General features: G+C 60.5%; 25 protein-coding genes and 1 pseudogene. 17 read left to right on the top strand and 9 right to left on the bottom strand.

Annotated elements, in window-relative coordinates:
- The first annotated feature begins 5 nt into the window (after positions 1–5).
- The 3 genes from AC1Z24_RS17060 to surE all read left to right on the top strand — a co-directional run bounded on the left by AC1Z24_RS17060 (position 6) and on the right by surE (position 5,563).
- Positions 6–3,140, top strand: coding sequence for an efflux RND transporter permease subunit (locus tag AC1Z24_RS17060; RefSeq protein ID WP_483741868.1), 3,135 nt, complete (start codon positions 6–8; stop codon positions 3,138–3,140).
- Positions 3,140–4,630 carry an efflux transporter outer membrane subunit gene (locus AC1Z24_RS17055; protein WP_483741867.1) on the top strand — a complete coding sequence of 497 codons (1,491 nt, stop codon included), beginning with the start codon at positions 3,140–3,142 and terminating at the stop codon, positions 4,628–4,630. Before AC1Z24_RS17060 ends, AC1Z24_RS17055 begins: the two co-directional genes overlap by 1 nt.
- A gap of 153 nt (positions 4,631–4,783) precedes the next feature.
- Entirely contained in the window at positions 4,784–5,563 is a 780-nt protein-coding gene (gene surE, locus AC1Z24_RS17050; protein ID WP_483741866.1) for a 5'/3'-nucleotidase SurE, read from the top strand.
- Between the two features lie 109 nt (positions 5,564–5,672).
- Here surE and AC1Z24_RS17045 read toward each other — a convergent pair whose 3' ends face one another.
- On the bottom strand, positions 5,673–6,245 hold the full coding sequence (locus AC1Z24_RS17045) for a TetR/AcrR family transcriptional regulator (protein WP_483741865.1): 573 nt from the start codon (positions 6,243–6,245) through the stop codon (positions 5,673–5,675).
- A gap of 113 nt (positions 6,246–6,358) precedes the next feature.
- Here AC1Z24_RS17045 and AC1Z24_RS17040 point away from each other — a divergent pair, with 113 nt between their 5' ends.
- Complete coding sequence (locus tag AC1Z24_RS17040; protein ID WP_483741864.1) at positions 6,359–7,132, top strand: SDR family NAD(P)-dependent oxidoreductase; 774 nt, start codon at positions 6,359–6,361, stop codon at positions 7,130–7,132.
- Positions 7,133–7,165: 33 nt separating this feature from the next.
- On the opposite strand, the gene AC1Z24_RS17035 is transcribed toward AC1Z24_RS17040, so the two are convergent.
- The gene (locus AC1Z24_RS17035) at positions 7,166–7,249 is read right to left on the bottom strand and encodes a hypothetical protein (RefSeq protein WP_483746646.1); all 84 of its coding nucleotides are present in this window, start codon (positions 7,247–7,249) and stop codon (positions 7,166–7,168) included.
- A gap of 102 nt (positions 7,250–7,351) precedes the next feature.
- On the opposite strand from AC1Z24_RS17035, the gene AC1Z24_RS17030 reads away from it, so the two are divergent.
- The gene (locus AC1Z24_RS17030; RefSeq protein WP_483741863.1) at positions 7,352–7,756 is read left to right on the top strand and encodes an SRPBCC family protein; all 405 of its coding nucleotides are present in this window, start codon (positions 7,352–7,354) and stop codon (positions 7,754–7,756) included.
- A 44-nt stretch (positions 7,757–7,800) separates the two neighbouring features.
- On the opposite strand, the pseudogene AC1Z24_RS17025 reads toward AC1Z24_RS17030, so the two are convergent.
- Both AC1Z24_RS17025 and AC1Z24_RS17020 read right to left on the bottom strand, forming a co-directional pair.
- Positions 7,801–8,508 (bottom strand): annotated as a pseudogene (locus tag AC1Z24_RS17025) (lipopolysaccharide kinase InaA family protein).
- Positions 8,509–8,564: 56 nt separating this feature from the next.
- Complete coding sequence (locus AC1Z24_RS17020; protein ID WP_259102789.1) at positions 8,565–8,789, bottom strand: DUF6555 family protein; 225 nt, start codon at positions 8,787–8,789, stop codon at positions 8,565–8,567.
- 175 nt (positions 8,790–8,964) lie between these two features.
- On the opposite strand from AC1Z24_RS17020, the gene AC1Z24_RS17015 reads away from it, so the two are divergent.
- The 4 genes from AC1Z24_RS17015 (at position 8,965) to AC1Z24_RS17000 (ending at position 13,254) form a co-directional block, all read left to right on the top strand.
- On the top strand, positions 8,965–9,393 hold the full coding sequence (locus tag AC1Z24_RS17015; RefSeq protein ID WP_483741862.1) for a low affinity iron permease family protein: 429 nt from the start codon (positions 8,965–8,967) through the stop codon (positions 9,391–9,393).
- Positions 9,394–9,551: 158 nt separating this feature from the next.
- Entirely contained in the window at positions 9,552–10,070 is a 519-nt protein-coding gene (locus tag AC1Z24_RS17010; protein ID WP_483741861.1) for a (2Fe-2S)-binding protein, read from the top strand.
- Complete coding sequence (locus AC1Z24_RS17005) at positions 10,067–11,053, top strand: FAD binding domain-containing protein (RefSeq protein ID WP_483741860.1); 987 nt, start codon at positions 10,067–10,069, stop codon at positions 11,051–11,053. Before AC1Z24_RS17010 ends, AC1Z24_RS17005 begins: the two co-directional genes overlap by 4 nt.
- Entirely contained in the window at positions 11,053–13,254 is a 2,202-nt protein-coding gene (locus tag AC1Z24_RS17000) for a xanthine dehydrogenase family protein molybdopterin-binding subunit (protein WP_483741859.1), read from the top strand. Before AC1Z24_RS17005 ends, AC1Z24_RS17000 begins: the two co-directional genes overlap by 1 nt.
- Before the next feature lie 110 nt (positions 13,255–13,364).
- Here AC1Z24_RS17000 and AC1Z24_RS16995 read toward each other — a convergent pair whose 3' ends face one another.
- Both AC1Z24_RS16995 and AC1Z24_RS16990 read right to left on the bottom strand, forming a co-directional pair.
- The gene (locus tag AC1Z24_RS16995; RefSeq protein ID WP_483741858.1) at positions 13,365–14,138 is read right to left on the bottom strand and encodes a DUF72 domain-containing protein; all 774 of its coding nucleotides are present in this window, start codon (positions 14,136–14,138) and stop codon (positions 13,365–13,367) included.
- Positions 14,139–14,151: 13 nt separating this feature from the next.
- A complete protein-coding gene (locus tag AC1Z24_RS16990) occupies positions 14,152–15,009 on the bottom strand; it encodes an SDR family oxidoreductase (protein WP_483741857.1) in 858 nt (285 codons plus the stop codon).
- Positions 15,010–15,196: 187 nt separating this feature from the next.
- On the opposite strand from AC1Z24_RS16990, the gene AC1Z24_RS16985 reads away from it, so the two are divergent.
- Together AC1Z24_RS16985 and AC1Z24_RS16980 are read left to right on the top strand one after the other, a co-directional pair.
- Positions 15,197–16,294, top strand: coding sequence for a DUF3182 family protein (locus AC1Z24_RS16985; protein ID WP_483741856.1), 1,098 nt, complete (start codon positions 15,197–15,199; stop codon positions 16,292–16,294).
- The gene (locus AC1Z24_RS16980) at positions 16,284–17,042 is read left to right on the top strand and encodes an alpha/beta hydrolase family protein (protein ID WP_483741855.1); all 759 of its coding nucleotides are present in this window, start codon (positions 16,284–16,286) and stop codon (positions 17,040–17,042) included. Before AC1Z24_RS16985 ends, AC1Z24_RS16980 begins: the two co-directional genes overlap by 11 nt.
- 36 nt (positions 17,043–17,078) lie before the next feature.
- On the opposite strand, the gene AC1Z24_RS16975 is transcribed toward AC1Z24_RS16980, so the two are convergent.
- Positions 17,079–17,999 (bottom strand): LysR substrate-binding domain-containing protein, encoded by a 921-nt coding sequence (locus tag AC1Z24_RS16975; RefSeq protein ID WP_259102754.1) that lies wholly within the window; start codon positions 17,997–17,999, stop codon positions 17,079–17,081.
- Positions 18,000–18,143: 144 nt separating this feature from the next.
- Between AC1Z24_RS16975 and AC1Z24_RS16970 the strand changes: the two genes are divergently transcribed.
- The 5 genes from AC1Z24_RS16970 to AC1Z24_RS16950 are packed head-to-tail and all read left to right on the top strand — an operon-like array spanning position 18,144 to position 22,368.
- On the top strand, positions 18,144–19,046 hold the full coding sequence (locus tag AC1Z24_RS16970) for an amino acid ABC transporter substrate-binding protein (RefSeq protein WP_483741854.1): 903 nt from the start codon (positions 18,144–18,146) through the stop codon (positions 19,044–19,046).
- An 8-nt stretch (positions 19,047–19,054) separates the two neighbouring features.
- Positions 19,055–19,822 (top strand): amino acid ABC transporter permease, encoded by a 768-nt coding sequence (locus AC1Z24_RS16965; protein WP_483741853.1) that lies wholly within the window; start codon positions 19,055–19,057, stop codon positions 19,820–19,822.
- Positions 19,819–20,505, top strand: coding sequence for an amino acid ABC transporter permease (locus AC1Z24_RS16960; RefSeq protein ID WP_483741852.1), 687 nt, complete (start codon positions 19,819–19,821; stop codon positions 20,503–20,505). Before AC1Z24_RS16965 ends, AC1Z24_RS16960 begins: the two co-directional genes overlap by 4 nt.
- Before the next feature lie 42 nt (positions 20,506–20,547).
- Entirely contained in the window at positions 20,548–21,282 is a 735-nt protein-coding gene (locus tag AC1Z24_RS16955) for an amino acid ABC transporter ATP-binding protein (RefSeq protein ID WP_483741851.1), read from the top strand.
- Positions 21,283–21,294: 12 nt separating this feature from the next.
- Positions 21,295–22,368 (top strand): threonine aldolase family protein, encoded by a 1,074-nt coding sequence (locus AC1Z24_RS16950; protein WP_483741850.1) that lies wholly within the window; start codon positions 21,295–21,297, stop codon positions 22,366–22,368.
- 77 nt (positions 22,369–22,445) lie between these two features.
- On the opposite strand, the gene AC1Z24_RS16945 is transcribed toward AC1Z24_RS16950, so the two are convergent.
- Entirely contained in the window at positions 22,446–22,814 is a 369-nt protein-coding gene (locus AC1Z24_RS16945) for a winged helix-turn-helix transcriptional regulator (protein ID WP_483741849.1), read from the bottom strand.
- Between the two features lie 98 nt (positions 22,815–22,912).
- On the opposite strand from AC1Z24_RS16945, the gene AC1Z24_RS16940 reads away from it, so the two are divergent.
- Positions 22,913–23,662, top strand: coding sequence for an SDR family NAD(P)-dependent oxidoreductase (locus AC1Z24_RS16940; RefSeq protein WP_483741848.1), 750 nt, complete (start codon positions 22,913–22,915; stop codon positions 23,660–23,662).
- A gap of 106 nt (positions 23,663–23,768) precedes the next feature.
- Here the strand turns inward: AC1Z24_RS16940 and AC1Z24_RS16935 are convergent, their stop codons facing one another.
- Positions 23,769–24,680, bottom strand: coding sequence for a LysR family transcriptional regulator (locus AC1Z24_RS16935; protein ID WP_483741847.1), 912 nt, complete (start codon positions 24,678–24,680; stop codon positions 23,769–23,771).
- Positions 24,681–24,683: the final 3 nt, after the last annotated feature.

The raw sequence follows: 24,683 nt of genomic DNA, 5'->3' as shown, positions 1-24,683 counted from the left end.
CCGACATGCGTATCGCGCACTTCTTTATTGATCGACCGCGCTTTGCCGTGGTGGTCAGTTGCTTCATCACCCTGATCGGCCTCGGCGCACTGTTCGTGCTGCCGGTGGCGCAGTATCCGGAAATCGTCCCGCCGACCGTGCAGGTGATTACCTCGTACCCCGGGGCTTCTGCCGAGACTATCGCCAAGACCGTGGCCACGCCGCTTGAGCAGCAGATCAACGGCGTCGAGAACATGATCTACATGACCAGTCAGTCCACCGGTGACGGCAAGCTGACGATCACGGTGACCTTCCGTATCGGCACCGACCTAAACGTCGCCCAGAACCTGACCCAGAACCGCGTACAGAACACCATTTCCCGGCTGCCTGACGATGTTCAGCGGCTTGGCGTGCAGGTGCGCAAGTCGACGCCGAGCATCCTGCTGGCCGTGCATCTGTTCTCCGATGACAGCAGCAAGGACACCCTCTATCTGTCCAACTACGCCACCTTGCATATCAAGGACGTGCTGGCGCGGATTCAAGGTGTAGGCGACGTGCAGTTCCAGGGCGGTCGTGAGTACGCCATGCGCATCTGGCTCGATCCGGACAAAGTCGCCGCCTATGACCTGAGTGCCAGTGAAGTCCTCGCTGTACTGCGTCAGCAGAACCTGCAAGTGTCCGCCGGTGTGCTCAATCAACCGCCGACTAAATCCGCCGAAGCCTATCAGCTCAACGTCGAAGTATTGGGGCGCCTGAGCAAACCTGAAGAATTCGCCCAGATCGTGGTCAAGACTGATTCCACCGGCCGGGTGACCCGTATCGGTGATATCGGCCGGGTCGAAGTCGGCGCGGTGGATTACGGCTCGACTTCGTTCATGGACAAACGCGACGCTGCGGCGCTGCTGATCTATGCGCAGCCAGGGTCCAACTCCCTGGACGTTGAGCATGCGGTGCTCGGCACCATGGAAGAACTGAAGAAGGATTTCCCGGCGGGCGTGGCGTACAGCATCATTTATGACCCGACCATCTTCATCGGCAAGTCCGTGCATGAAGTGATCACCACCATTTTCGAGGCGATTATCCTGGTCGTGCTGGTGGTGTTCCTGTTCCTGCAGAACTGGCGTGCGACGATCATTCCGGTGGTGGCGATCCCGATCTCCCTGGTCGGCTCCTTCACCGTGCTGTACCTGTGCGGTATCTCGCTGAACAACCTGTCTCTGTTCGGTCTGGTACTGGCGGTGGGGATCGTGGTCGATGATGCCATCGTTGTCGTAGAGAACATCGAGCGCAATATTCACGACGGCATGTCGCCGGTCGAGGCGGCACACCACACCATGGACGAAGTGGGCGGAGCGTTGCTGTCCATTGCCCTGACCCTGTGTGCGGTGTTCGTCCCGGCGGCCTTCCTGAGCGGAATTTCCGGGCTGTTCTTCAAGCAGTTCGCGGTGACCATCGCCGCCTCGACGATCATTTCCTGCATCGTCTCCCTGACCTTGAGCCCGGCGCTGTGTGCGGTGCTGTTCAAGTCCAAGTCCGCGCCGGATACCGGGCGTTTCCAGGGCGTTCGTCGGGCCATGGACGCTACCTTCGGCCGCTTCAACCGCGGTTTCGACAAGCTGTCGTTCGGCTACGGCAACCTGACCCGACGTCTGGCCCGTGGCCTGGCCCTGGTGATGCTGGCCTATGTGGGTCTGATCGGCCTGACCGCCGTGGAATTCCACAGCACCCCGACCGGCTTCATTCCTGAGCAGGATCAGGGTTACCTGATCACCATCGTGCAGTTACCGCCGGGCGCGTCCCTGGATCGCACCGAGAAAGTGGTGCGTCAGGTCATGGATATCGCTCTGGAAACCCCCGGTATCGAGCATATCGCGCCGTTCGTGGGCCTGGATGCCACGACTTCCACCGTGGCATCCAACTCCGGCACCGTATTTACCGGTTTGCCATCGCTGTACAGCCACGACATGCCCGGCCTGACCGCGCAGTCGGTGCTGGCGGATCTGCGTCGGCGTCTGTCGGTGATCAAGGATGCCTATGTCTTGAGCATTCCACCGCCGCCGGTACAGGGCCTGGGCAGTTCGGGCGGCTTTAAGCTGATGCTCGAAGACCGCGCCGGGCTGGGGCCAAAAGCCCTGGCTGACGCAGCCAATACTCTGGTTGCGGCAGCACGCAAGGATCCGGATTTCGTTGGCATGTTCACCCTGTTCAACGCGGGCTCGCCGTCGATCTTCGCCAACATCGACCGGGTCAAGGCCGAGAAGGTCGGGCTCAAGCCGTCGGATGTGTTCTCGACCCTGCAGGTCTACCTGGGTTCGCAGTACGTCAACGACTTCAACTACCTGGGCCGGACTTATCAGGTGGTGGCCCAGGCCGACTCGACTTTCCGGGGTACACCACAAGACATTACCCGTCTGAAAGTGCGTAACGACGCTGGCGAGATGGTGCCGGTGGGCAGCGTGGCGAGTATCGAGCACAACACCATTCCGTACCGTGTGCCGCGCTACAACCTGTTCCCGGCGGCAGAAGTGCAGGGCGCTGCGGCCCCAGGCGTGGCCACCGGTACAGCGCTGTTGAAGATGGAAGCCCTGGCCCAGCAAGTCCTGCCTAAAGGCATCGGCTTCGAATGGACGGAACTGGCTTACCAGCAACAACAGAAAGGCACGCCGACCCTGGTGGTATTCGCCGCAGCAGCGTTGTTTGTGTTCCTGGTGCTGGTGGCGCAGTACGAAAGCTGGCGCCTGCCGCTGGCGATCATCCTGATTGTGCCGATGTGTATTTTGGCGGCGATCAGTGGCCTGATTTTCCGCGGTATGCCCATCGATATCCTCGCCCAGATCGGTTTTATCGTGCTGATAGGGCTGGCGGCGAAGAACGCGATTCTGATTGTCGAGTTTGCCAAGCAGAAACAGGACGAGGGTTCGACTGCGGTGGAGGCTGCGGTGCATGCCGCCCGTACTCGTCTGCGGCCGATCCTGATGACCTCCCTGGCGTTCATCCTCGGCGTCGCGCCCCTGACCCTGGCAACCGGTGCCGGTTCGGAAATGCGTCAGTCCCTGGGGACCGCCGTGTTCTTCGGGATGCTCGGTGTGACCGGTTTCGGTCTGCTGTTTACCCCGGCGTTCTACATCTTTATCCGCAAATACTTCCACGGGAGACGTTGATGTCCAGTTCACTCAGTTTCAACGTTGCCGACGCCGTGAAGGTGCCGGGACGCAAGGCCTTGCTGCCACTGCTGATTGCCCTGGCAGTGCTGGCAGGTTGCACGGTCGGCCCCGATTACAAGGCGCCGGACACCCGCCTGGCGCCATTTCATAACCCGGGGCAGGCCAAGGTCACTTCGTCAAACGTCGACCTGGCCACCTGGTGGCAGGGCTTCAATGACCCGCAACTGGCCAGTATCGTCAATCAGGTGTTGGCGCAGAACCTCGATCTGGCGGTGTCCCTGGCTCGGGTGGAACAGGCCCGCGCCGTGGCCCAGGCCGCTGGCGCACAGCTGTATCCCACCGTGGATGCGGTCGGCTCGGCGACCAAGCAACGGCAAAGCCTGCAAAGCCCCCTGGGCTCGACCGGGCGTAACCAACAGGGCTACGAGCGTAACCAGAAAGAACTGACCGCCGGGGCTTTGGCCAGTTGGGAGCTGGACCTGGCCGGTGGCCTGCGTCGCGGCGCTTCGGCGGCTGACGACGAGGTTCAGGTCGCTGAAGCGGCCCATCTGGGCACGCGCATCAGCGTGGTGGCCGAGGCGGCGGATGCTTATGTGCAGATCCGTGGCTATCAGGCGCGACTGGCGGTGGCCGCCGACCAGATCAGCACCGATGAGCATCTGTTGGGGCTGGTGCAGGTGCGCCAGCGCCTGGGCGATGTCAACGAACGGGAAGTCGCTCAGGCTCAGGCCTTGCTCAAACAGGCCCGTGCCAGCGTGCCCTTGCTGCGCATCGCCCTGGAGGCCCAGCTCAATCGACTGGATGTGTTGATGGGTCGCCAACCCGGCAGCTCTGCGCAGGAGCTTGCGCAAACGGCGCTGATCCCGGTACTGCCGTCGATTGCTGGCAGCGTTGCACCGGCGGATGTGCTGCGGCGGCGCCCGGATATCATTGCCGCCGAACGGCGTCTGGCCGCGTCCAACGAGCGGATTGGCGAAGCCATTGCCGATTACTACCCGAAGGTGTCGTTGTCCGGTGCCCTGGGTTTTGACAGCATCACCGGCAATCACATGTTTAGCCAGAGCGCGTTCCAGCCGTCCATTGGCGGGCTGGTGCGCTGGCGCCTGTTCGACTTCGGCAAGATCGACGCCGAGGTCAAACAGGCCAAGGGTGCCAACGCCGAGGCCTTGGCTGGATACCGCCAGACAGTGCTCAAGGCTTGTGAGGATGTGGAGAACGCCCTGGTGGCGTTGTCCCAGACCGAGCAGCGGCGTGACGAACTGGACGGCGAAGTCAGTGCCTTGACCCGCGCCCGGGATCTGTCCGAGACCGCCTATAAGTCCGGGGCCATTGGGCTTACGGATGTGCTGGATGCCAACCGTGAACTGCTGACAGCCAGGGACGCGCTCAACAGCACCCAGGCCGACTCGACCCGGGCGGCGGTGACGCTGTTTCGGGCGATGGGTGGCGGGTGGCAGGGGCCGGAGTTGGCTACCGCCAGAAAATAGCGGCATGTGGGACCGGCTTTAGCCGGGAAGAGGCAGGTATGCCGATATATTCCTATCGTCTGTCATATTGTCTTCCCGGCTAAAGCCGGTCCCACAGTGGGTGTGTATTTGCGCTTTAATGCAAGGCTCATGTCTTTCCCGTGCGAGGCCGTAATGCAGAGCAAACCCCTTGAACGCATCCTCATCACCAACGACGACGGCATTGACGCGCCGGGTCTGGCGACCTTGCTCGATGTCGCCCTTGAACTGGCCGATGAGGTCTGGGTCGTGGCGCCAGACCACGACCAGAGCGGCATCTCCCACGCCCTGAGCATTCACCATCCGTTGCGCATCACGACCCGTGGCGAACGCCGCTATTCGGTGTCCGGCACGCCCGCCGACTGTGTCGCCATCGCCTTGCGCCACTTGATGGAGCAACCGCCGCAGTTACTGCTGTCCGGTATCAACAAAGGCGCCAATCTGGGCGTGGAAACAGTATTTTCCGGCACCGTGGGGGCGGCCATGGCCGGGCTGTTGCTGGGGATTCCGTCGATTGCCTTGAGCCAGGCCCTGACCCGCCGCGATGCCGTGCGCTGGGACACGGCGCGACAACTGGCCCCCGGCGTTATCCGGCAACTGCTGGCGGCGGGTTGGGATGCGTCGGTCTGTTTGAACGTCAACTTCCCTGATGTCCCGGCAGATCAGGCCGGGCCGTTGCAGGTCACCAGCCAGGGAACCGGGCGCATGGACAGCCTGAATATCACCGCCAGAACCGATATGCGCGAGCAGGACTATTACTGGCTGAATATCGAGCGCCATGATCGCGGCGATGCGCCGGGCAGTGAGACCCATGTGGTGATCAATGGCGGGGTGTCGGTAACGCCGTTGCGGTTTGAGCGGTCGGATCAAGCTGCGGCGCAATCCCTCAGAGAGCAGATAGCGTCTATGAGTTGAAATGAGAACTGGTGGGAGCGAGGCTTGCCCGCGAAGGCAATATTCCAGGCGATGAGGATCTGTCGGCTGCACCGGCCTCTTCGCGGGCAAGCCTCGCTCCCACAGGTGGTTAAGCAGCAGATCCCAAGGCCTTGAGCAAGGTCCCGCCGGTGCCGAGAATCTCCGCCGCCAATTCCTCGTCCATTACCGCCCGGGCCAGGCCGATGGCACCTACCAACGCGCACAGGGTCAACAACGCCTGAGCGCGGGGCTGCGGGTGATCCAACAGCCGCGTCAGCATCGCCAACTCGCTGCGTACCTCTTCGGTGTACAACTCGCGGATCGGCTCGCTGCTGCGCGCAACGTCGTTCATCAGCGCGGCAAGGGCGCAGCCGCTGCCAGGGGTGTCCTTGTGGCGTTGGCTCAGGTAGCTGTCCACCAGTTCACCAAGGGAGCGGGTCGTCGCCGACTCCACATAGGTCTTCAGCGCTTCGGTGCGTTTGGCGAATACCGAGGCCAGTACTTCCTCGACCAGTTTCTCCCGTGACTCGAAATGCTTGTAGAAGCCGCCACTGGTGCGGCCGGCCTCTTTCATCAGATCGGCGACGCCAATGCCGTTCAGACCGACCTCGCGCAAACGCGCGGCGGCCAGGTTGACGATTTCTTCGTGAATGGCGGCTTTTTCAGCCTGAGACCGTGACATGCAATCCTCCAGGCAGACGTTTTCGTCTGGTTCGATAATTGGAGTATAGACGTAATACTAAATAAGAGTATGGTTGTAATCCTATTCATTGCATCCGTTAAAGGACACGACCCATGACTGTCAAAGACAAAACCATCCTGATCACCGGCGGCAACAGCGGTATTGGCCTGGCCACCGCACGCCTGCTTCTGGAAAACGGCGCCCGTGTGGCCATTACCGGTCGCGATCAGGCGAAACTGGACGCCGCTGTGCTGGAGTTGGGCGGTGATGTACTGGCAATCAAGGCCGATGTGAATAATCTGGCTGAGATCGATCAGGTGGTCAGCGTCATCAAGGAGCGCTTTGGCAGCCTCGATGTGGTGTTCGCCAATGCCGGCATTTCCGGGCCGACGCCTTTGGGCGGCACCACCCTTGAAGCCTTCGAAGCCATTCTGCGCACTAACCTGACGTCGGTGTTCTTCACCGTGCAGGGTGTGTTGCCGCTGCTCAAAGAGGGCAGTTCGGTGATCCTCAATGGTTCGGTAATGCGCGAACTGGGCTCAGCCGGATCATCGGCCTATTCGGCGAGCAAAGGCGCTATTACCTCCATGGCCAAGGTCTTTGCCTCGGAACTGGCGCCCAAGGGCATCCGCGTCAACACCGTGATCCCCGGTGCCACCCGTACGCCGATCTGGACCCGGGGTGCCCGCGCCGGGGCTACAGTCGACGCCACGGAAAAAGCCATTGCCCCGCGCATCCCCATGGGCCGTTTCGCCGAAGCGGATGAGCTGGCTCAGGCAGTGATGTTCCTGGCATCCAATGCATCGTCGGGCATGACGGCCGCGGAGATAGTGGTGGACGGCGGCAATACCGGCGCGCCGTGGGGCATTCCTTTGTTTCGCGGGTGATATTGGCTCTACACATGGCTCGTAGGACCGGCTTCAGCCGCGAGCGCGGGCGTCCCACGCAAACAGATCCGCCAGAGGCAGGGCAATGCCATAGCGGTCGGTGAACTGGTCGAACAACGGGGCAATGCCCGCTGGCGCCTGAATGGTTGCGTAGTACCCGGTACCTGCGCCTCAAGGTCTATTCTTTTTATCCCTTCAAGAATAAAAGGAACCTAAGCCATGCAAATCAGTGTTGAAGTCACAGTGTCTGCGCCTGTCGCCAAGGTATGGCAGGCCTATACATCGCCCGAGGCCATCAAACAATGGAATGCCGCCTCGGATGACTGGCACACCACCGCCGCGACCGTCGATCTGCGAGTGGGCGGCAGTTTTTCATCACGCATGGAGGCCAAAGACGGCAGCATGGGCTTCGATTTCGCCGGGACCTATACCCAAGTGGAAGAGAACCGCCTCATCGAATATGCCTTTGGCGACCGCCGGGCACGGGTGGAGTTCACCCAGACGCCTGCGGGCGTGACGGTGCGGGTGACCTTCGATGCCGAGTCGCAGCACTCGGTCGAACAGCAGCGCCAGGGTTGGCAGAGTATTTTGGAGAACTTCAGGAAGTATGTAGAAGAGAGCTAAGCGCCTGCATATGAGCCACGGCGCAACCGCGCTTATTAAGACTATTACGCAGTAGACCGGGCGTTTCTCTCTGTCTTCAGAGTGCGGCCCAGTTCTGCTTCATAGTGCCTGAGGAAGTATTGCCACTGCGCGTCGCTCCAGGGTGAGTGACGGCGCAGCTGGAAAATATCGTGGCGTGCCGCCCTCATTGAACTGAAGCGTCTACGGGATTTTTCAAGATCAAGTAAGGCAAGCTGGAATTGCGGACCGTCATCGGTCGATTGCACTTTTACAAAGATATGTTTGGAGCGCATGCAACCGTGTTGTCAGCGACTCAAATGCATACGTGACAGGAGAAAGGCCAACTGTTCGAACAGACGCATGTATTCTTCGGGGCTGTAGCGATCCTGACCGCCAGCGTGATACCAACTGTCCAGATCCTGAAACTCACCCAGATCCTTGGTCACCAACAGGCCCTGCCAGACGCCGTCGACCTTCCTGGCACCATAGAAAACCGGGTTGGGTGCGGTGACATTGAGAGAGTGCAGGCTGGCCAGGGCATGACCTTCCCTGAGTACGGTGGGGCGGCCAAAGGGATGTCGGACGCTGCGATATAAATGGCCGGTCTGGCGTTTTACATAGACGACGGAGCCTTCATGCATCACCCGCTGTACGCCATTAGTACCGCTACGACGTACATTCGGCTTTTCTACCCAAGGGCCCTCTGTGTTCCACCAATAGGCAAAATCGTATTGCAGGGAATGATCCTTCATTACAGGCTCCTGATTATAGTTTTCAATGCTTGGCGACGGTTTTCACACCGCGCCAGTCATGCCGACTTCCACTCCACATCGGTAAGCCCCAACTGTTCAGCCTGACGCTGGCTGAGCCGGGGAATCCTGTCGGCCCTTGGCTTGGGAATCTGGCACAAGCCCGCGTCGATGGTCGCCCAATGCAGTGCTTCGTCCTGATTCATTGCGTCGGAATGGATGTAGAAAGTCTTGTAGCTACCGTGGATCAGATAATCGATCTTGAAGTGGGTGGTCTGTGTCATTGCTCATGGCCTCCAGGCAGTGCTGAAAGAACAGAGCGTTGCACGGGGAAAAAATTCCGGTTCTTTACGGGCGAGTGAATGACGAAACACTTTTTCAATAGATTGGATGTAACAAGAAATTTCAGTCGCACGCCGTGGTCCATCAATTTACATCCCTTTTCACGGAGTACGCGTCATGAGATTTTCCAGGTTCTCCCATGCCTTATCGAGATGGGCCGGCAGCCCGAGAACGTTTATCGCTGCCATCTGCCTGATCGTCCTGTGGGGCCTGACGGGGCCGCTGTTTCACTATAACGACACCTGGCAACTGCTGATCAATACCTCGACCACCATCATTACTTTCCTGATGGTCTTTCTGGTGCAGAACACCCAGAACCGCGACACCGATGAGTTGCATATCAAAATCAACGAATTGCTGCGTGTAACCACCGAAGCACAGAATGCCCTGCTGAATCTGGACAAGCTTGACCAGAAAGAACTGCGGCTTCTGCGCAAGAAATATCAGGCTATGGGCGATTGCGGCGACATCGACGATGAGCAGTTGGCCTCCCGGGAAGGTAACGAATCGGCTAGTTCCACCGGGGCCAGTAGCACTACCGTGTGAATGATTGGCCTTAGCCCCGTGACTTAACCGTGCTGGTTCAAAGGTGAGCCAGCATGGGCAACTCATCGAAAAACTCTGAACGTTCGCGAAAACCCCTCGGTCGTACCTGACAGACGCAGCCTACTGCGCGCAATTCATTTCTACCGTGAGGTTTCCCAATGAGCGCGACATTCCTCAAGGATGTTGAGGCGCAGACGATTCGTCTGACCCTCAACGGTCAGGCCCGAGAGCTTGACGTCCACCCCTGGACCACCCTGATCGACCTGCTGCGTGATCAGTTGGACCTGATCGGCACCAAGAAGGGCTGTGATCACGGCCAGTGTGGCGCCTGCACGGTGCTGCGCGACGGCAAGCGCATCAATGCCTGCCTGACCCTGGCGATCATGTGCGATGGCGCAGAACTGACCACCATCGAAGGCCTGGCCAAAGGCGAGCAACTGCATCCGATGCAGCAGGCGTTCATCCGCCACGATGCCTTTCAGTGCGGCTATTGCACACCGGGGCAGATTTGCTCGGCGGTGGGCCTGGTACGTGAAGGGCGGGCGCAGAATCGTGAGCAGATTCAGGAGTTGATGAGCGGCAACCTGTGTCGCTGCGGCGCCTACAGCAATATCATCGCCGCCGTGGAAGAAGCGATGCCGCAGATGCAGGCCGAACAGGGAGGGGCGCGCACATGATGCCTTTCAGCTACAGCAAACCCGTTGAAGTGAGCCAGGCGATCAATCTGGCCGGACCGACCACGCGCTTCATTGCCGGGGGCACCAATCTGGTCGACCTGATGAAGGAAAATGTCGTCCGCGCCGAAGCCCTGATCGACATCACCGGGTTGCCGTTGCGTGATATCGAAGAAACTCCGGGCGGCGGCCTGCTGATCGGTGCGCTGGTCAGTAACGCCGACCTGGCCTGGCACCCGTTGATCGAATCGCGTTACCCGCTGCTGTCCCAGGCGATTCTTGCTGGCGCCTCGGCGCAATTGCGCAACATGGCCAGCACCGGAGGCAACCTCCTGCAACGCACCCGCTGCTATTACTATTACGATGCTGGCACCCCCTGTAACAAGCGTGTGCCGGGCAGTGGCTGTCCGGCCCGGGATGGCCTGAACCGGATTCACGCGATCCTCGGTGCCAGCGATGCCTGTGTCGCCACCCATCCTTCGGATATGTGTGTAGCCTTGGCCGCGCTGGAGGCGGTGGTGCATGTCCAGGGCCGGGCGGGCAAGCGCCGCATCGAGTTCGCTGATTTCCACCGCTTGCCCGGCGACGCGCCGCAGCGGGATAACCAGTTGGCCGACGACGAGTTGGTCACCGCCATCGAACTGCCGGCCAGCGGCTTTGCCAGACACTCCCATTACCTGAAAATCCGTGATCGGGCTTCCTACGCCTTTGCCCTGGTGTCAGTGGCGGCGGCGCTGGAACTGGACGGCGATGTGATTCGCGATGTGCGCCTGGCCTTGGGCGGCGTGGCCCATAAACCCTGGCGCGACAAGGCTGTGGAGCAGGCACTGAAGGGCCGCTCCGTGTCCCATGAAGCCTTTACCGAGGCTGCCGAAGCGATGCTGCGTGACGCGCAACCCCTGGCCCACAACGGCTTCAAGATCAAGCTGGCGCGACGGGCCATTGTCCGCGCCTTGAGCGATGCCGCCGTTGGAGGGAATGCCTGATGAAGACCTTTAACCAGGCCTCGGGCCAACCCATGGATCGCGTTGACGGTCCATTGAAAGTCACCGGCCAGGCACGTTATGCCGCCGAGTACCCCCAGGACGGCCTGCTTTATGGCAGCGTGGTGTCCAGCACCATCGCCCGCGGACGGGTCATCAATATCGACAGCAGCGCAGCATTGGCGGTGCCCGGTGTGCTGTTGGTGCTCGATCACCGCAACCGGCCGCGACTGGCCAGCGATGACGAAAACTACGCCGATGCCGACTCGGCCGACGGCTCGCCGTTCCGCCCGCTGTACAACGACCGGGTGCTCTATAGTGGTCAGCCATTGGCACTGGTGGTTGCCGAAAGCCTTGAGCTGGCCCGTTACGCCGGTTCTCTGCTGCGTATCGACTACCAGCAGGAGGACCACCAGACCGATTTGCTTGCCGTGCTCGATCCGGCACACCCTGCGCCCGCCGAAACACCCAAGCCACGGGGTGATTTCAACGGGCAATTCGCCAGGGCAGCGGTCAGCATTGATGCTACCTACAGCACCGCCAATGAGCACCACAACCCCATGGAACCCCATGCTTCCACGGTTTTCTACAAGGACGATGGCAGCCTTGAAATCCATGACAAGAACCAGGGGCCACAGAACTGCCAGGACTACTTGCACAAAGTCTTCGCCATGCCCAAGGACAAAATCCGCATTCTGACTGCCTATGTCGGTGGTGCCTTTGGTTCCGGGTTGCGCCCGCAGTACCAGTTGCCATTGGCCGTGATGGCGGCGCTGCAACTCAAGCGCTCGGTGCGGGTCACCCTGACCCGGCAACAGATGTTTACCTTCGGTTACCGCCCGCGCACCGTGCAGCGCCTGCGTCTGGGAACCGACGCGGCTGGCTGGCTGGTCGCCGTCGGGCATGACGCCATCGGGCAGACCTCGCGTTTCGAGGACTTCACCGAACATCTGGTGGAGTGGAGCGGCATGCTGTATCAGTGCGACAACGTTGCCCTGAGCTACAAGCTGGCGCCACTGGATGTCTACACGCCGCTGGATATGCGCGCACCGGGTGCGGCGTCGGGGATGACAGCTCTGGAATGCGCCATGGACGAGCTGGCCTGCGCGGCGAAGCTGGACCCTGTGCAACTGCGGCGCATCAACTTTGCCCAGAGTAATGGCAATGAAGGAAAACCCTATTCCAGCAAGGAACTGCTCGCCTGTTATGACCAGGGCGCTGAGCGTTTTGGTTGGCACAAACGCAATGCGGAACCGCGCAGCATGCGCAAGGACCATCAATTGATTGGCTGGGGCATGGCCGGTGGCGTCTGGGAGGCCATGCAGATGAAAGCCAGTGCCAAGGCGCGCCTGGATGCCGAAGGCCGGCTGACCGTGAGCAGCGCGACCACCGATATCGGCACCGGCACCTATACCGTCATGACCCAGATCGCCGCCGATGCCGCCGGTATCATGCCGCGTGACGTTACCTTCGTGCTGGGGGATTCATCGTTACCCACGGCGCCCTTGCAAGGCGGCTCTTTCACCGTGTCCTCAGTAGGATCAGCGGTGCGCGAGGCCTGCCTGGTGATACGGGCCAAGGTGCTGCAGGCTGCGCGGGATCATTATCCTGAGCTGGCGGATATTCCCGCTGAAGAGGCGGGGTTCGGCGATGGGTATGTGCATTTGGGTGATCAGCGCCTGGCCATCGCCGACATCGTCGCCCACTGCCCTGGCGGCGCGCTTGAGGTGCAGATCGATGCCGAACCGAACAAACAGCGCGAGAGTTATGCCACCGCGACTCATTCGGCGGTGTTTGTCGAAGTGCAGGTGGATGAGGACCTGGGCTCTATCAAAGTCAGCCGGGTCGTCAGTGCGGTGGCGGCAGGGCGGGTAATCAATCCGAAGACCGCCCGCAGTCAGATTCTCGGCGGCGTGGTCTGGGGTCTGGGCATGGCCTTGCAGGAAGAGGCACAGACCGACCACCGACTCGGGCGCGTGCTCAACCACAGCCTAGCTGAATACCATATCCCGGTGAACGCGGACATTGGCGATATCGAAGTGATATTTGTCGAAGAAAACGACGACATCGTCAACGAACTGGGCTCCAAGGGTGTCGGGGAAATCGGCATCGTCGGCGTGGCTTCAGCGGTAGCCAATGCCATTTACCACGCCACAGGCAAGCGGGTCAGGGAGTTTCCGATTACCCTGGATAAGGTGTTGTAAAGTACATTTTCTGAGGTAAGACCTCTACAAATTGAATGATGGAGCTTCTCTGTGGGACCGGCTTTAGCCGGGAAGGCGATGTGAAAGCGATAGAGATTTATCGGCCACAGCTATGTATTCCCGGCTAAAGCCGGCCCCACATCCGTATTTCGTTCATTGACGTGCAATAAAACCTGTAACCGCAAGGCATTACCCAATGCCGCCCCGGCAGCCGTATTATCAAAAATACACCAGACCTCCGCGCCTTCACTGCGAGCCGCCATCAGCTGTTGCGCAATGTTCTGCAGCAGCTCTTCACCGTAGGGACTGTAATAAACCCGTGGCGACCCATGCAGCCGCCAGTACCTGAAGCCCGGCCAGCCTGCAGGGCGCAAGTCGGTACTGATACGCGACGGGTCGGCCGCGACCTGAGCAATTTTAAGTTGCTGCAACAGTGGTGCGGCATGGGCCCATGACTCGTGCCGAGGCTCAAGGGCTACATGCCCGTTGAAGCGCTGGCGCATCTCATCGAAAAAGCCCTCAGCCAGCCTTTCATCAAATGCCAGCGAAGGCGGCAGTTGCACCAGCAGGCAACCCAGCTTGTCCGTCAGCCCAGAACATTGCCCGATAAACTCGTCCAGCAGAGGCTCGCACTGTTTCAAGCGCTGTATATGGGTGATCTGTTTGGGCATTTTCACGCTGAAGCGAAAACCATCTGGCACCGAGTTGGCCCAGCGCTCATAGGTCTGGCGCCGATGGGGGCGATAGAACGAGCTGTTGATTTCAACGCCATTCAAGCGCGCGGCATAGCGCTGCAAATGCGTGCCTTGCGCTGTGAAGTCGGGCCAATATTCCCGGCCCAGACTCCATCCGGCGCAGCCGACGACGAGGGTCTGCCTGTCCAATCAGCGCCCTCACTCAGAGAATCGGCTTGCCGCCAGTTACGCCATAGCGCGACCCGGAAATATAGCTGCCTTCATCCGATGCCAGCAGCACATAGATCGGCGCGACTTCCACCGGTTGGCCGGGGCGGCCCAGAGGCGTGGCCGAGCCGAAGTTTTTCACGTCCTCGTCGGTCATTGTCGCGACAATCAATGGTGTCCAGATCGGCCCTGGCGCCACGCTATTGACCCGGATGCCGCGCTTGCCCAGCATCTGCGCTAGGCCCGCGGTGAAGTTGGCGATGGCGCCCTTGGTCGTGGCGTAGGCCAGCAGGCTCGGGCTGGGCATGTCCGAGTTGACCGAACTGGTATTGATGATCGAACTGCCTGCGGCCATAGAGGGCAGGGCGGCCTTGCAGATACGAAACATCGCCGTGATGTTGATATCGAAGGTCTTTACCCATTCTTCGTCGGCAATCTCTTCCAGGGTTTCGTGGGTCATCTGGAAGGCGGCGTTATTGACCAGCACATCGATGCGGCCAAACTGTTCCACGGTCTTGTTGACGATGGCGGCGCAGTGGGCCTTTTGCGCCAGATCCCCCGGCAACAGCAGGCATTGGCGCCCGGCTTCCTTGACCCAGCGTGCGGTCTCCTCGGCATCTTCGTGCTCGTCCAGATATGAAATCGCAACGTCTGCACCTTCACGGGCAAAGGCGATGGCCACGGCCCGACCAATACCACTGTCGGCACCGGTGATCAGGGCGATCTTGTTGGCCAGGCGGCCAGAACCCTTGTAGCTGGTTTCGCCGCAATCGGGGTAAGGCTGCATTTTCCCCTGACTGCCCGGAACGTTCTGGGATTGCGCTTCAAAAGGTGGTTTTGGATAGTCGGTCATGGGCTTCTCCGAAGATCAGTTTTTGAGGCTTACCCGATATCAGTCAGATGGCCGGCGCCCAGCGTTCAAACAATTCAACGGTCGCGCTGACGAATGGCGCCCAAGGCTCCATTGATCAGTGCCAGGCGAACTATCGGGGTCCGCAAGGGGTCGGCTATTGAGTACTGCCACAAGAAGGAAGCCAGGCATGTCAGCACGATTGAACCGGAAATGCGTAGTGGTCCACGCCGATAGCGGCGGCACCGGACACGATTTGCAGACCACCCAGGCCTTGGCCCGGTGGCTGGCAGAAATTCTCGGATGGCCCTTCAAGGAGGCCTTGCAGGAGGATGATCGACAGCAGTCGCTGTACTGGGTCCCCACCCAAACTCTGATCGGTAAACAGCTCGACGAACTTCAGGTCAGCGGTGCCGATGATCTGCTCGGCGGCTATGTGCAGCATCCCTTCGTTGCCACCAAGGCCATTTCTCACCCGTTGATTGCCCAGGCACGCAGCCAGCCCGATGGCTGGAACCCGCAGTTCTGTGAGCGGGTGCGCGATGTAGTCCTGCCAGGGGTAACGGTCTTTGACCCCGAAGATGCCCGGCAGGCGGCGATGGCGGGCTTGCGCAAGGGCGCACTGCGGGTCAAGCAGGTCGAGGCCAGTGGTGGTTCAGGTCAGGCCGTGCTGCATAACCAGAATGATGTGGAGAAATGGCTGAACAAGCTGGATGCCGCCACCTGCGGCCATGGCATTGTCCTCGAAGAAAACCTCAAGGAAAGCGTGACCTACAGCGTCGGCCAGACCCTGATTGACGGGCTGCTGATGACCTATTTCGGTCAACAGGAACAGAAGCAGAACAGCCGCGGCGAAAGCGTCTATGGCGGCTCCGAGCTGTTGATTGTGCGCGGCGATTATATCGAGCTGCTGGCCCGTGAGTTGAAGCCCGATGTGCGCCGCGCCATCGAATATGCCCGCACCTATGACACGGCGGCGGCGCTGAGCTTCCCCGGCTTTTTCGCCTCCCGGCGCAACTACGATGTGGTGCAGGGGCAGGGCAGCGACGGCTCATTGAAAGTCGGCGTGCTGGAGCAGTCCTGGCGGGTGGGTGGTGCAACCGGGGCCGAGCTCGCCGCGTTGCAGGCCTTGCGCGAGCGTCCACAGACCAACGCCGTGCGCGCCAGCACCCATGAGAAGCACGAAGAGCAAGCCGCACCGGAAGGCGCCCGCGTGCTCTATAGCGGCCCCGACGGCAACGGCGATTTCCTTCTTAAATTTGCACGGATCGATGCTTATGACTGCTAATGCCGAACCGGTCTCGATCAGCGTCGACGAGGACGCGATTGCCGGTAACTTTCTCAGCCCCAGGGCCAAGGTGCCGGGTGTGCTGTTCGTCCATGGCTGGGGCGGCAGCCAGGAGCGCGACCTGATTCGCGCCCGGGGCATTGCCGGACTGGGCTGCGTCTGCCTGACCTTCGACCTGCGCGGTCATGGCGCTTTCAACGATCGCCAGGCCAGCGTCAACCGTGAGGACAACCTGCGCGACCTGCTGGCGGCCTATGATCATCTGTTGTCCCATCCGGCCATCGACACTTCGTCTGTAGCGGTGGTAGGCACCAGCTACGGTGGCTACCTGGCGACCATCCTCAGCCAGATGCGCAAAGTGCGCTGGCTGGCCCTGCGGGTGCCGGCCATGTACCGCGATGCCAACTGGCTGATGCCCAAGCGTGAACTCGACCGCCGCGATCTGATGCAATATCGCTCCAGCCATATCGACGCCGCTGACAACCGCGCCCTGCGGGCCTGCGCGGCGTTTCGCGGGGATGTGCTGATCGTCGAATCCGAGCACGACGAGCATGTCCCCCACGCAACGATCATGAGCTACCGCGCTGCGTTCCAGCAGACGCATTCGCTGACCCATCGGATCATCGATCATGCGGACCATAGCCTGAGTAGCGAGGTGTCCCAGGAGGCCTATACCTCGATACTGGTGGACTGGATCACCGAGATGGTGGTGGGTGAGCGACTGAGCATTAATCAGATGTCCCGCTAAGCCAGGCCGGTTTTCTGTGGGGCTGGCTTTAGCCGGTCACGCGCATAGCGGCGACAGCTCGGCGAGCATCACCTCCCGCGCACATTGCGCGAAGCTGCTGACCAGTCGCGATTGCGGGTGGTGGGACGGAAACAGCAAGCCAATCACCACCGGAATACTGGCGGTGAAGGGGCGTGACTCGATGCTGTGAATCGTTGCCTCTTCGGAGGCCGCGACCGGGTTGATCAGGCTGACGCCCATGCCCGCGCCGACCAATGCACAGATTGACGCGCCCAGACTCGCTTCGGCAACGATCCGGCGCTTGACTCCGGCCTGTTCGAAGATGTCATCGATGCGCTCGCGCACCGGGCTTGCGCTGGGGAAGGAGATATAGCGTTCGTTGGCGAAATCTTCGGGCGTGACCCGTTCCAGTTGCGCGAATCGATGGCCCTTGGGAAACACCGCGACGCAGTTGGAAGTGATCACCGGGTCGACATGGATGCCGGGGGTCTGGTTATAGAGCATTGCCAGGCCGGTGCTGCACATGCCTGAGCGAATCCATTCGTTGACCGTGCTTTCGTTGCCCGACTGGATAGTCACCAGCACATCCGGGAACTCCAGCTTGAACCGGGCGACTATTCGCGCCAGCAAACCACCCGCCAGCCGGGGCATGGCTGCCAATACCAGGCGATCGCGACCGAACGAGCGGATCACCGCAGCCGCCGATTCGAGGCTGGTCAGACCGGAAAATGTCTTCTCTACCTCACTATAAAAACGCTCGCCGTCCACGGTCGGCTTGAGCTTGCTGCCGTGGCGTTCGAACAGGGGGAATTGGGTGAGGGCTTCCAGCTGACTGATCAGGCGGCTGACTTGCGGCTGCGAAGTGTGCAGCTTACGAGCGGCGATAGTCATCGATCCGGTCATCATAATGGCGCGAAACGCTTCGATCTGACGAAGCTTCATATACCCTTCGCTCATATCAATCCTGTATCCAGCAATACGTAAGAGGTATTGGGCTTAAATATATTCTTCATGGATACTTTTTGCCACTACCGATCTCCTGCTCTCGGTCAGTTCGCGACACCAGATGATGTTCTCTGTTTCGATTACCGAGGAAGGATTATGAAAGTGATCAGCGCTGTAACAGCGATTGCGGCCTTTGTGCTCAGTGCACAGGCGTTTGCGGATGGGCGAATCGACAGGATTCGCGAGTCGGGCTCTATCACCCTTGGTTACCCGGAAAGCTCGGTGCCGTTCGGTTACCTGGACGCCCAGCAGAAACCCGTGGGCTACACCGTCGAGATTTGCGAAGCCATTACCCAGAAGATCAAGACGGCACTGAATCTCCCGTCCCTGGCCGTGCACTACAACCCGACGGCGTCGGCAACCCGTATCCCGTTGCTGGCCAATGGCACGATCGATCTGGAATGCGGCAATACCACCAATAAAGCCGATCGTCATTCGCTGGTGTCTTTCGCCCCGACCACGTTCGTCGCCCAGGTCGTACTCGTGGCCCGCAAGGATGCCGGGGTCGACGTCAACGACCTGTCGTCCTTTCGCGGCAAGACCATCGCCGCCCAGGCGGGGGGCCAGACCTTCAAGCTGATCTCGATGCTCAACGCCAAGTATGGCTACGGTATTTCCGTGGCGGCAGCCAAGGACACCGCAGAGACCTTCCTGATGGTTTCCAGTGGCCGTGCTGCCGGTTCCGCCAACGATGACGGGCTGGCGTACGGTGCCGTGGCGTCGTCGAAGAATCCCGAAGACTTCGTCGTTGGCAGCAAAGGCCTGGAGCTTGCCCCCTACGGCATTCTCGAGCCCAAGGACGATCCGCAGTTCAAGACCCTGGTCGATACCGCCGTTGTCGAGCTGATCAAGGACGGCACGGTGAACAAGCTGTACGACAAGTACTTCACCTCGCCGATTCCGCCCCACGGCATCAACCTGAATTTCCCCATGAGCGCTGCCCTCAAGAAAGCCTTGGCCAACCCTACCGACTCGGCTGATCCGGCCCTTTACGAGTAGGCGGCCTCATGAACTATGACTGGAGCTGGAGGATCTTTCTTGAGCTGTCCTCCAACGGCGTCGACACCTATCTGTACAACTTGCTGATCGGTGTCGGCTGGACCCTGGCCCTGTCGTTGTCGGCAGGGGCGGTGTCGCTGATCATGGGGTCCATGGTGGCGGTATTGCGCACGGCACCCTCGGTGTTGCTGCACTTTATCGGCACCCTGTATGTCGAGATATTTCGCAATATCCCACTGCTGGTGCAGATGTTTCTCTGGTACTTCGTCCTGCCGGAGCTGCTGCCCAAGGACTGGGGCGATGCCTTGAAACAGATGGGCCAGCCCTGGGGGCAGTTCATTCCGGCGGTGCTGTGCCTGAGTTTCTACGGCACCGCGCGCCTGGCGGAAACCCTCCGTGCGGGCATCCAGTCACTGCCGCGAGGGCAGGGCCAGGCGGGCATCGCCATGGGCCTGACGCCGGTGCAGGTGTATCGCTACGTGATCATGCCCCAGGCTTATCGCATCGTGATCCCGCCGCTGACCTCGGAGTTCATGGGGATCGTCAAATACTCCTCCGTGGCCCTGACCATCGGCCTGCTGGAATTGACCGGGCAGGCGCGGGCCATGCAGGAATTCAGCTTCCATATCTTCGAGGCGTTTTCGGCGGCGACGGTGGGGTATCTGGTGATCAATGGCTGCGTCGTACTGGCCATGCACTATCTGGAGCGGCATTTTGCCTTGCCGGGCAGGATTGGCTGGAAAACCCGAGTCAAGTTGAGCGGGAGCGCATCATGAATTTTGATTTTGCTGTCGTCATCAACGCCATTCCGTACCTGTTCGGCACGGGCATGACCTTCACCCTGACCCTGACCGCCGCAGCGGCGAGCATGGGCCTGCTGCTGGGGACTTTATTGGCGGTGATGCGCCTGTCGCCGTATCGGCTGATATCGATACCCGCCGGGTTCTACGTCAACGCCATGCGATCGGTGCCGCTGCTGCTGGTGATTTTCTGGTTCTATTTTCTGATGCCCTACATCGGCGCCTGGGTAACCGGGGCTTCGCGGCCAATGAATGTGGGGGCGTACAAGTCGGCGATCATCACCTTCACCCTGTTCGAAGCGGCGTATTTCTGCGAAATCATGCGGGCCGGCATTCAATCGGTATCGCGCGGGCAAATGTCGGCGGGGCTGGCGATCGGCCTGACGTATCGCCAGTCGATGCAGAGCATCATTTTGCCCCAGGCGTTTCGCAACATGCTGCCGTCATTGGTGACGCGGGTGATCATCCTGTTCCAGGACACCTCACTGGTGTACGTGCTGTCCCTGACCGACTTCCTCGGCGCGGGCGCGAAGATCGGCCAGCGTGATGGTCGGCTGGTCGAGCTGTATCTGTTCGTTGCCCTGGTCTACCTGGTGATCTGCTTCAGCGCCTCGCGGATCGTCAAGTTGCTTGAAAGAAGAGCGCTGGTCGCTCGTTGAGCCGCCATTGGTGAGTGTCAATCCAGTTACGGGTTATCCAAGATGATTGAGTTCAATAACGTCAGCAAATGGTACGGCGAGTTTCAGGTACTGGACAGCTGCACCACCCAGGTCAGCAAGGGCGAAGTGGTGGTGGTTTGCGGGCCGTCGGGCTCGGGCAAATCCACCCTGATCAAGACCGTCAACGCCCTTGAGACGTTTGAAAAGGGCACGGTGTCGGTGAACGGTATCAGTGTCGGCGATCCCAAGACCGACCTGCCCAAGCTACGTTCCCAGGCGGGCATGGTGTTTCAGCATTTCGAGCTGTTTCCCCATTTGTCGGTCACGGAAAACTTGTGCATGGGCCAGATCAAGGTGCTCAAGCGCAACCCGCAAGAGGCCAGGATCAAAGCCCACGCGCTGCTGGACCGGGTCGGTCTTCTGGCGCACAAGGACAAGCATCCCGGCATGCTCTCGGGTGGCCAGCAACAGCGCGTGGCCATCGCCCGGGCCTTATCCATGGACCCTGGGGTGATGCTGTTCGATGAGCCGACCTCGGCCCTGGATCCGGAAATGGTCAACGAAGTGCTGGATGTCATGACCGACCTGGCCCGTGACGGCATGACCATGATGGTGGTCACCCATGAGATGGGCTTTGCCCGGCGCGTGGCTGATCGGGTCATCTTCATGGATGGCGGCAAGATCATTGAAGATTGCGTCACCTCTGAATTCTTCGACAACGTCGAGGCGCGCAGCGAGCGCACTCGCCAGTTTCTCTCCAAAATCCTCCAGCACTGACAGGGGTTTCTCATGTCTGCTTTGAATTCCCACGACAGCGGGGCGGGCATCGCCTTGCCGGTCGATTTGCGCAGCGACACGGTGACGCGGCCTACCGAGCAAATGTACGAGGTCATGCGCACCGCACCGATCGGTGATGACGGCCTGGATTTCGACCCTTCGGTACGCCTGCTGGAGGAGGGCGTTGCCACGCTGCTCGGCAAGGAAGAGGGTTTGTTCGTGCCCAGTTGCACCATGGCCAACCTGTTGGCGGTACTGGCGCAAACCGGACGTGGCGAGCAGGTGGTACTGGAGTCCAGCGCGCACATGTACACCTCCGAGCGCGGGGCGGCGACCTTTACCGGGCTGTTTTATCTCGGCGTTCCCGGCCTGCGCGGCGAGATGGACCTGAATCACACCGAGGAGTCCCTCAAGGGCGGCAAGCACAAGCTGCACACCGGCGTACTGGCCATGGAGACGTCTCACAACAACGCAGGCGGCGCCGTGCCGGGGCTGGCCCACATGCAGGCGGTGTATCAGTTGGCCGAAGCGCAAGGCGTACCGGTGCATCTGGACGGCGCGCGACTGTTCAACGCAGCGGTGGCGCTGGGCGTGAGTGCGCAGGCGGTGGCGCAGCATGCCGATACGGTTTCCGTGTGCCTGTCCAAGGGCCTCAGCGCACCGGTCGGGGCGGTGCTGGTCGGGCCGTCGGCCATCATGCACCAGGCCCGCCGACTGCGACGCATGCTCGGCGGCACCCAGCGTCAGGCCGGCATCATGGCCGCCGCCGGGCTTTATGGGGTGCAGAACATGGTCAGCCGTCTCAGCGAAGACCATCAGCGTGCGCAACACCTCAGCCGCCTGATCAATCAACTGGGTCTGCCGATCAGCGCCTCGCAGCCGCAAACCAATATCGTCCAGATCGACATCGCACAGACCGGCCTGGACAGCAGCGCCTGGGCAAATAACCTTGAGTCCCTGGGATTATTGGTGCGGCCGTGGGGCAAAGATCGCCTTCGCTGCGTGACCCACCGGCATATTGGTGACGAGGATATTGAGCGTGCGGTGGCTTGTTTCAAGCAGGGAATGAGATTGGTGGCTGGATAAGCAGTTGTGTGGTTTGTAGGACCGGCTTTAGCCGGGAGCGCGCTCTCGCGGCTGAAACCGGTCCTACAAAAACGCATTTAATCAGCCGGTTGTTTTGTGAGGACGGCCGCACGGCGCTCATTGATCCGTTCAACCGTCGCCATGTGCTCGGTGCCCCAGGCACACAATGCGCCCAATGCTGTGGCCAGGGACTGCCCGAAAGGGGTGAGGGAGTACTCGACCTTCGGCGGTATCTCCTGAAAGTCCACTCGGGCAATGATTTCATCCCGCTCCAGCTCTTTGAGCTGCTGAATCAATACCTTGTCGGTCACGCCACCAATGGCCCGGCGCAGCTCGCCGTAGCGATGAACGTTTTGCGCCAGATGATAAAGAACCAACGGTTTCCATTTCCCGCCGATCACTGCCAGGGCGGCGTCCAGCCCGCAATTGAAAGGGTTGTTGGGCATGTTTTGACTCCCGGATCAGGCACTTACCAAAAGGTGCATACTATTCAAATAAATAGCGCGGATCTACAGTTGTGCCTCAACTTTCTTGAGGAACAGTCATGAGCAGACTCAACGGAAAAATCGCAGTAGTGACCGGCGGCAATAGCGGCATCGGCCTGGCAACAGCCATACGTTTTGCGGCAGAAGGCGCACAAGTCGTCATCGTCGGACGCCGTCAGGAAGAGCTGGACAAGGCGGTCCAACTGATCGGCCATGAAGCGCTGGCAATCCAGGGTGACATCGCCAACCTTCAGGATCTCGACCGTATCTACGGGCAGATCAAGGCCGCCAAAGGCCGGATCGACGTGTTGTTCGCCAACGCGGGGCTGGGGGATTTCCAGCCAATCGGCTCGATCACTGAAGAGTCCTTTGACCGCACCTTCGGCATCAACGTCAAAGGCACGCTGTTCACCGTGCAAAAAGCGCTGCCGCTGATGCCGCAGGGCGGCTCGATCATCCTCACCGGCTCGACCACCGGCACCATGGGCACGCCAGCATTCAGTGTCTACAGCGCGACCAAGGCGGCGCTGCGCAATTTCGCCAGAAGCTGGGCGCTGGACCTCAAGGGCACGGGCATTCGCGTCAATGTCCTTTCACCTGGACCGATCGAAACACCCGGGCTGGACCTGGCGCTTTCGACCACAGGCCAGAAGGATGCGATTGTTGACTCGATGGTCGAGCAATTGCCGCTGGGCCGTATCGGTAAGCCGGAAGAAGTGGCCGCTGCGGCGTTGTTCCTGGCATCGGATGAAAGCAGCTTCATGACGGGGAGCGAGATGTTTGTGGATGGAGGGTTGGCGCAGGTTTGATGGATAAACCGGGATAACCATAGATCCCCTTGACTGGTTTCAGTCCAGGCATTCAGAGGGGATCTGTGCAGGCCAGGGGACATCATCACTCACTGGCGTCGTGTCCTTAAAACGGCATCTGCGCCGAAGTCTCATCGAACCGCTCCCGCAGGAAATCCAGCAACGCCCGCACTCGCGGCGCCAGGTAACGACTGCGTGGATACAGGGCGTGTACTGGCGCTTCGGCTGTTTGCCACTGGGGCATCAGCAAGGTCAGGCGCCCGGCGGTGATATCCGCTTTCACATCCCAGATCGACTTCAACACGATGCCGTGACCATCGACAGCCCATTGCCGGGCGAGGGCGCCGTCGTTGGTTTCCCTAGAGGCCTCCAGCGGGACCTTGAACAGCATCTCTTCCTCGCCACGACGCAATCGCCATTCATTCGACCAGCCTGACTGCCCGACGACGATATGATCGAAGTCAGCCAACTGTCGCGGGTGTTTCGGCGTGCCCTTGCGTGCCAGGTAGCCGGGCGCGGCACACAACACCCGGCGATTGGCGGCCAGCGGCCGGGCAATCAACGAGCTGTCCGGCGGCACGCCGAAGCGGATCACCAGATCGACGTCATCGGCCACCAGGTGCGAGAGCGAGTCAGACAACTGCAGCGCGGGAACTACTTGTGGATACAGACGTGTAAAAGCGTCGAGCCACGGGTTGAGCACGTGACGGCCAAAGTCCGAGGTGGCCGAAATACGGATCTTGCCGCGAATTTCCTTTTTCTCCGCCGACAGCGCCGCGCGGGCATCGTCCAGTGCCTGCAGCGCCTGACGGCAGTGCTCCAGATAAACCCGGCCCTCATCGGTGAGGCGCAGTTGCCGGGTGGTGCGCTCGAACAGGCGGGTGGCCAGCGAGGCTTCCAGCTTGAGCAGTCGCGCACTGGCCGCTGCCGGCGACAGGCCGAGTTTGCGGCCTGCCAGTGACAGTCCGCCCAACTGAGCCGCTTCGACAAACAGTCGGATGTCGCCCAGGTTGTCCATGAT

Source organism: Pseudomonas sp. JL23, assembly GCF_056933585.1.
Note: the sequence above shows the minus strand (reverse complement) of the source record. Positions and strands in the feature narration are given on the sequence as shown.

Excerpts from the sequence above, each read along its gene's own strand:
- AC1Z24_RS16965 (WP_483741853.1), top strand. The coding sequence starts at position 19,055 with ATGAACTATGACTGGAGCTGGAGGATCTTTCTTGAGCTGTCCTCCAAC.
- AC1Z24_RS16970 (WP_483741854.1), top strand. The coding sequence starts at position 18,144 with ATGAAAGTGATCAGCGCTGTAACAGCGATTGCGGCCTTTGTGCTCAGT.
- AC1Z24_RS16945 (WP_483741849.1), bottom strand. The coding sequence starts at position 22,814 with ATGCCCAACAACCCTTTCAATTGCGGGCTGGACGCCGCCCTGGCAGTG.
- AC1Z24_RS16975 (WP_259102754.1), bottom strand. The coding sequence starts at position 17,999 with ATGAGCGAAGGGTATATGAAGCTTCGTCAGATCGAAGCGTTTCGCGCC.
- AC1Z24_RS16985 (WP_483741856.1), top strand. The coding sequence starts at position 15,197 with ATGTCAGCACGATTGAACCGGAAATGCGTAGTGGTCCACGCCGATAGC.
- AC1Z24_RS17055 (WP_483741867.1), top strand. The coding sequence starts at position 3,140 with ATGTCCAGTTCACTCAGTTTCAACGTTGCCGACGCCGTGAAGGTGCCG.
- AC1Z24_RS17020 (WP_259102789.1), bottom strand. The coding sequence starts at position 8,789 with ATGACACAGACCACCCACTTCAAGATCGATTATCTGATCCACGGTAGC.
- AC1Z24_RS16960 (WP_483741852.1), top strand. The coding sequence starts at position 19,819 with ATGAATTTTGATTTTGCTGTCGTCATCAACGCCATTCCGTACCTGTTC.
- AC1Z24_RS17045 (WP_483741865.1), bottom strand. The coding sequence starts at position 6,245 with ATGTCACGGTCTCAGGCTGAAAAAGCCGCCATTCACGAAGAAATCGTC.
- AC1Z24_RS17005 (WP_483741860.1), top strand. The coding sequence starts at position 10,067 with ATGATGCCTTTCAGCTACAGCAAACCCGTTGAAGTGAGCCAGGCGATC.
- AC1Z24_RS16955 (WP_483741851.1), top strand. The coding sequence starts at position 20,548 with ATGATTGAGTTCAATAACGTCAGCAAATGGTACGGCGAGTTTCAGGTA.
- AC1Z24_RS17000 (WP_483741859.1), top strand. The coding sequence starts at position 11,053 with ATGAAGACCTTTAACCAGGCCTCGGGCCAACCCATGGATCGCGTTGAC.
- AC1Z24_RS16935 (WP_483741847.1), bottom strand. The coding sequence starts at position 24,680 with ATGGACAACCTGGGCGACATCCGACTGTTTGTCGAAGCGGCTCAGTTG.
- AC1Z24_RS17015 (WP_483741862.1), top strand. The coding sequence starts at position 8,965 with ATGAGATTTTCCAGGTTCTCCCATGCCTTATCGAGATGGGCCGGCAGC.
- AC1Z24_RS17060 (WP_483741868.1), top strand. The coding sequence starts at position 6 with ATGCGTATCGCGCACTTCTTTATTGATCGACCGCGCTTTGCCGTGGTG.
- AC1Z24_RS17030 (WP_483741863.1), top strand. The coding sequence starts at position 7,352 with ATGCAAATCAGTGTTGAAGTCACAGTGTCTGCGCCTGTCGCCAAGGTA.
- AC1Z24_RS16950 (WP_483741850.1), top strand. The coding sequence starts at position 21,295 with ATGTCTGCTTTGAATTCCCACGACAGCGGGGCGGGCATCGCCTTGCCG.
- AC1Z24_RS16940 (WP_483741848.1), top strand. The coding sequence starts at position 22,913 with ATGAGCAGACTCAACGGAAAAATCGCAGTAGTGACCGGCGGCAATAGC.
- AC1Z24_RS16980 (WP_483741855.1), top strand. The coding sequence starts at position 16,284 with ATGACTGCTAATGCCGAACCGGTCTCGATCAGCGTCGACGAGGACGCG.
- surE (WP_483741866.1), top strand. The coding sequence starts at position 4,784 with ATGCAGAGCAAACCCCTTGAACGCATCCTCATCACCAACGACGACGGC.
- AC1Z24_RS17040 (WP_483741864.1), top strand. The coding sequence starts at position 6,359 with ATGACTGTCAAAGACAAAACCATCCTGATCACCGGCGGCAACAGCGGT.
- AC1Z24_RS16990 (WP_483741857.1), bottom strand. The coding sequence starts at position 15,009 with ATGACCGACTATCCAAAACCACCTTTTGAAGCGCAATCCCAGAACGTT.
- AC1Z24_RS17010 (WP_483741861.1), top strand. The coding sequence starts at position 9,552 with ATGAGCGCGACATTCCTCAAGGATGTTGAGGCGCAGACGATTCGTCTG.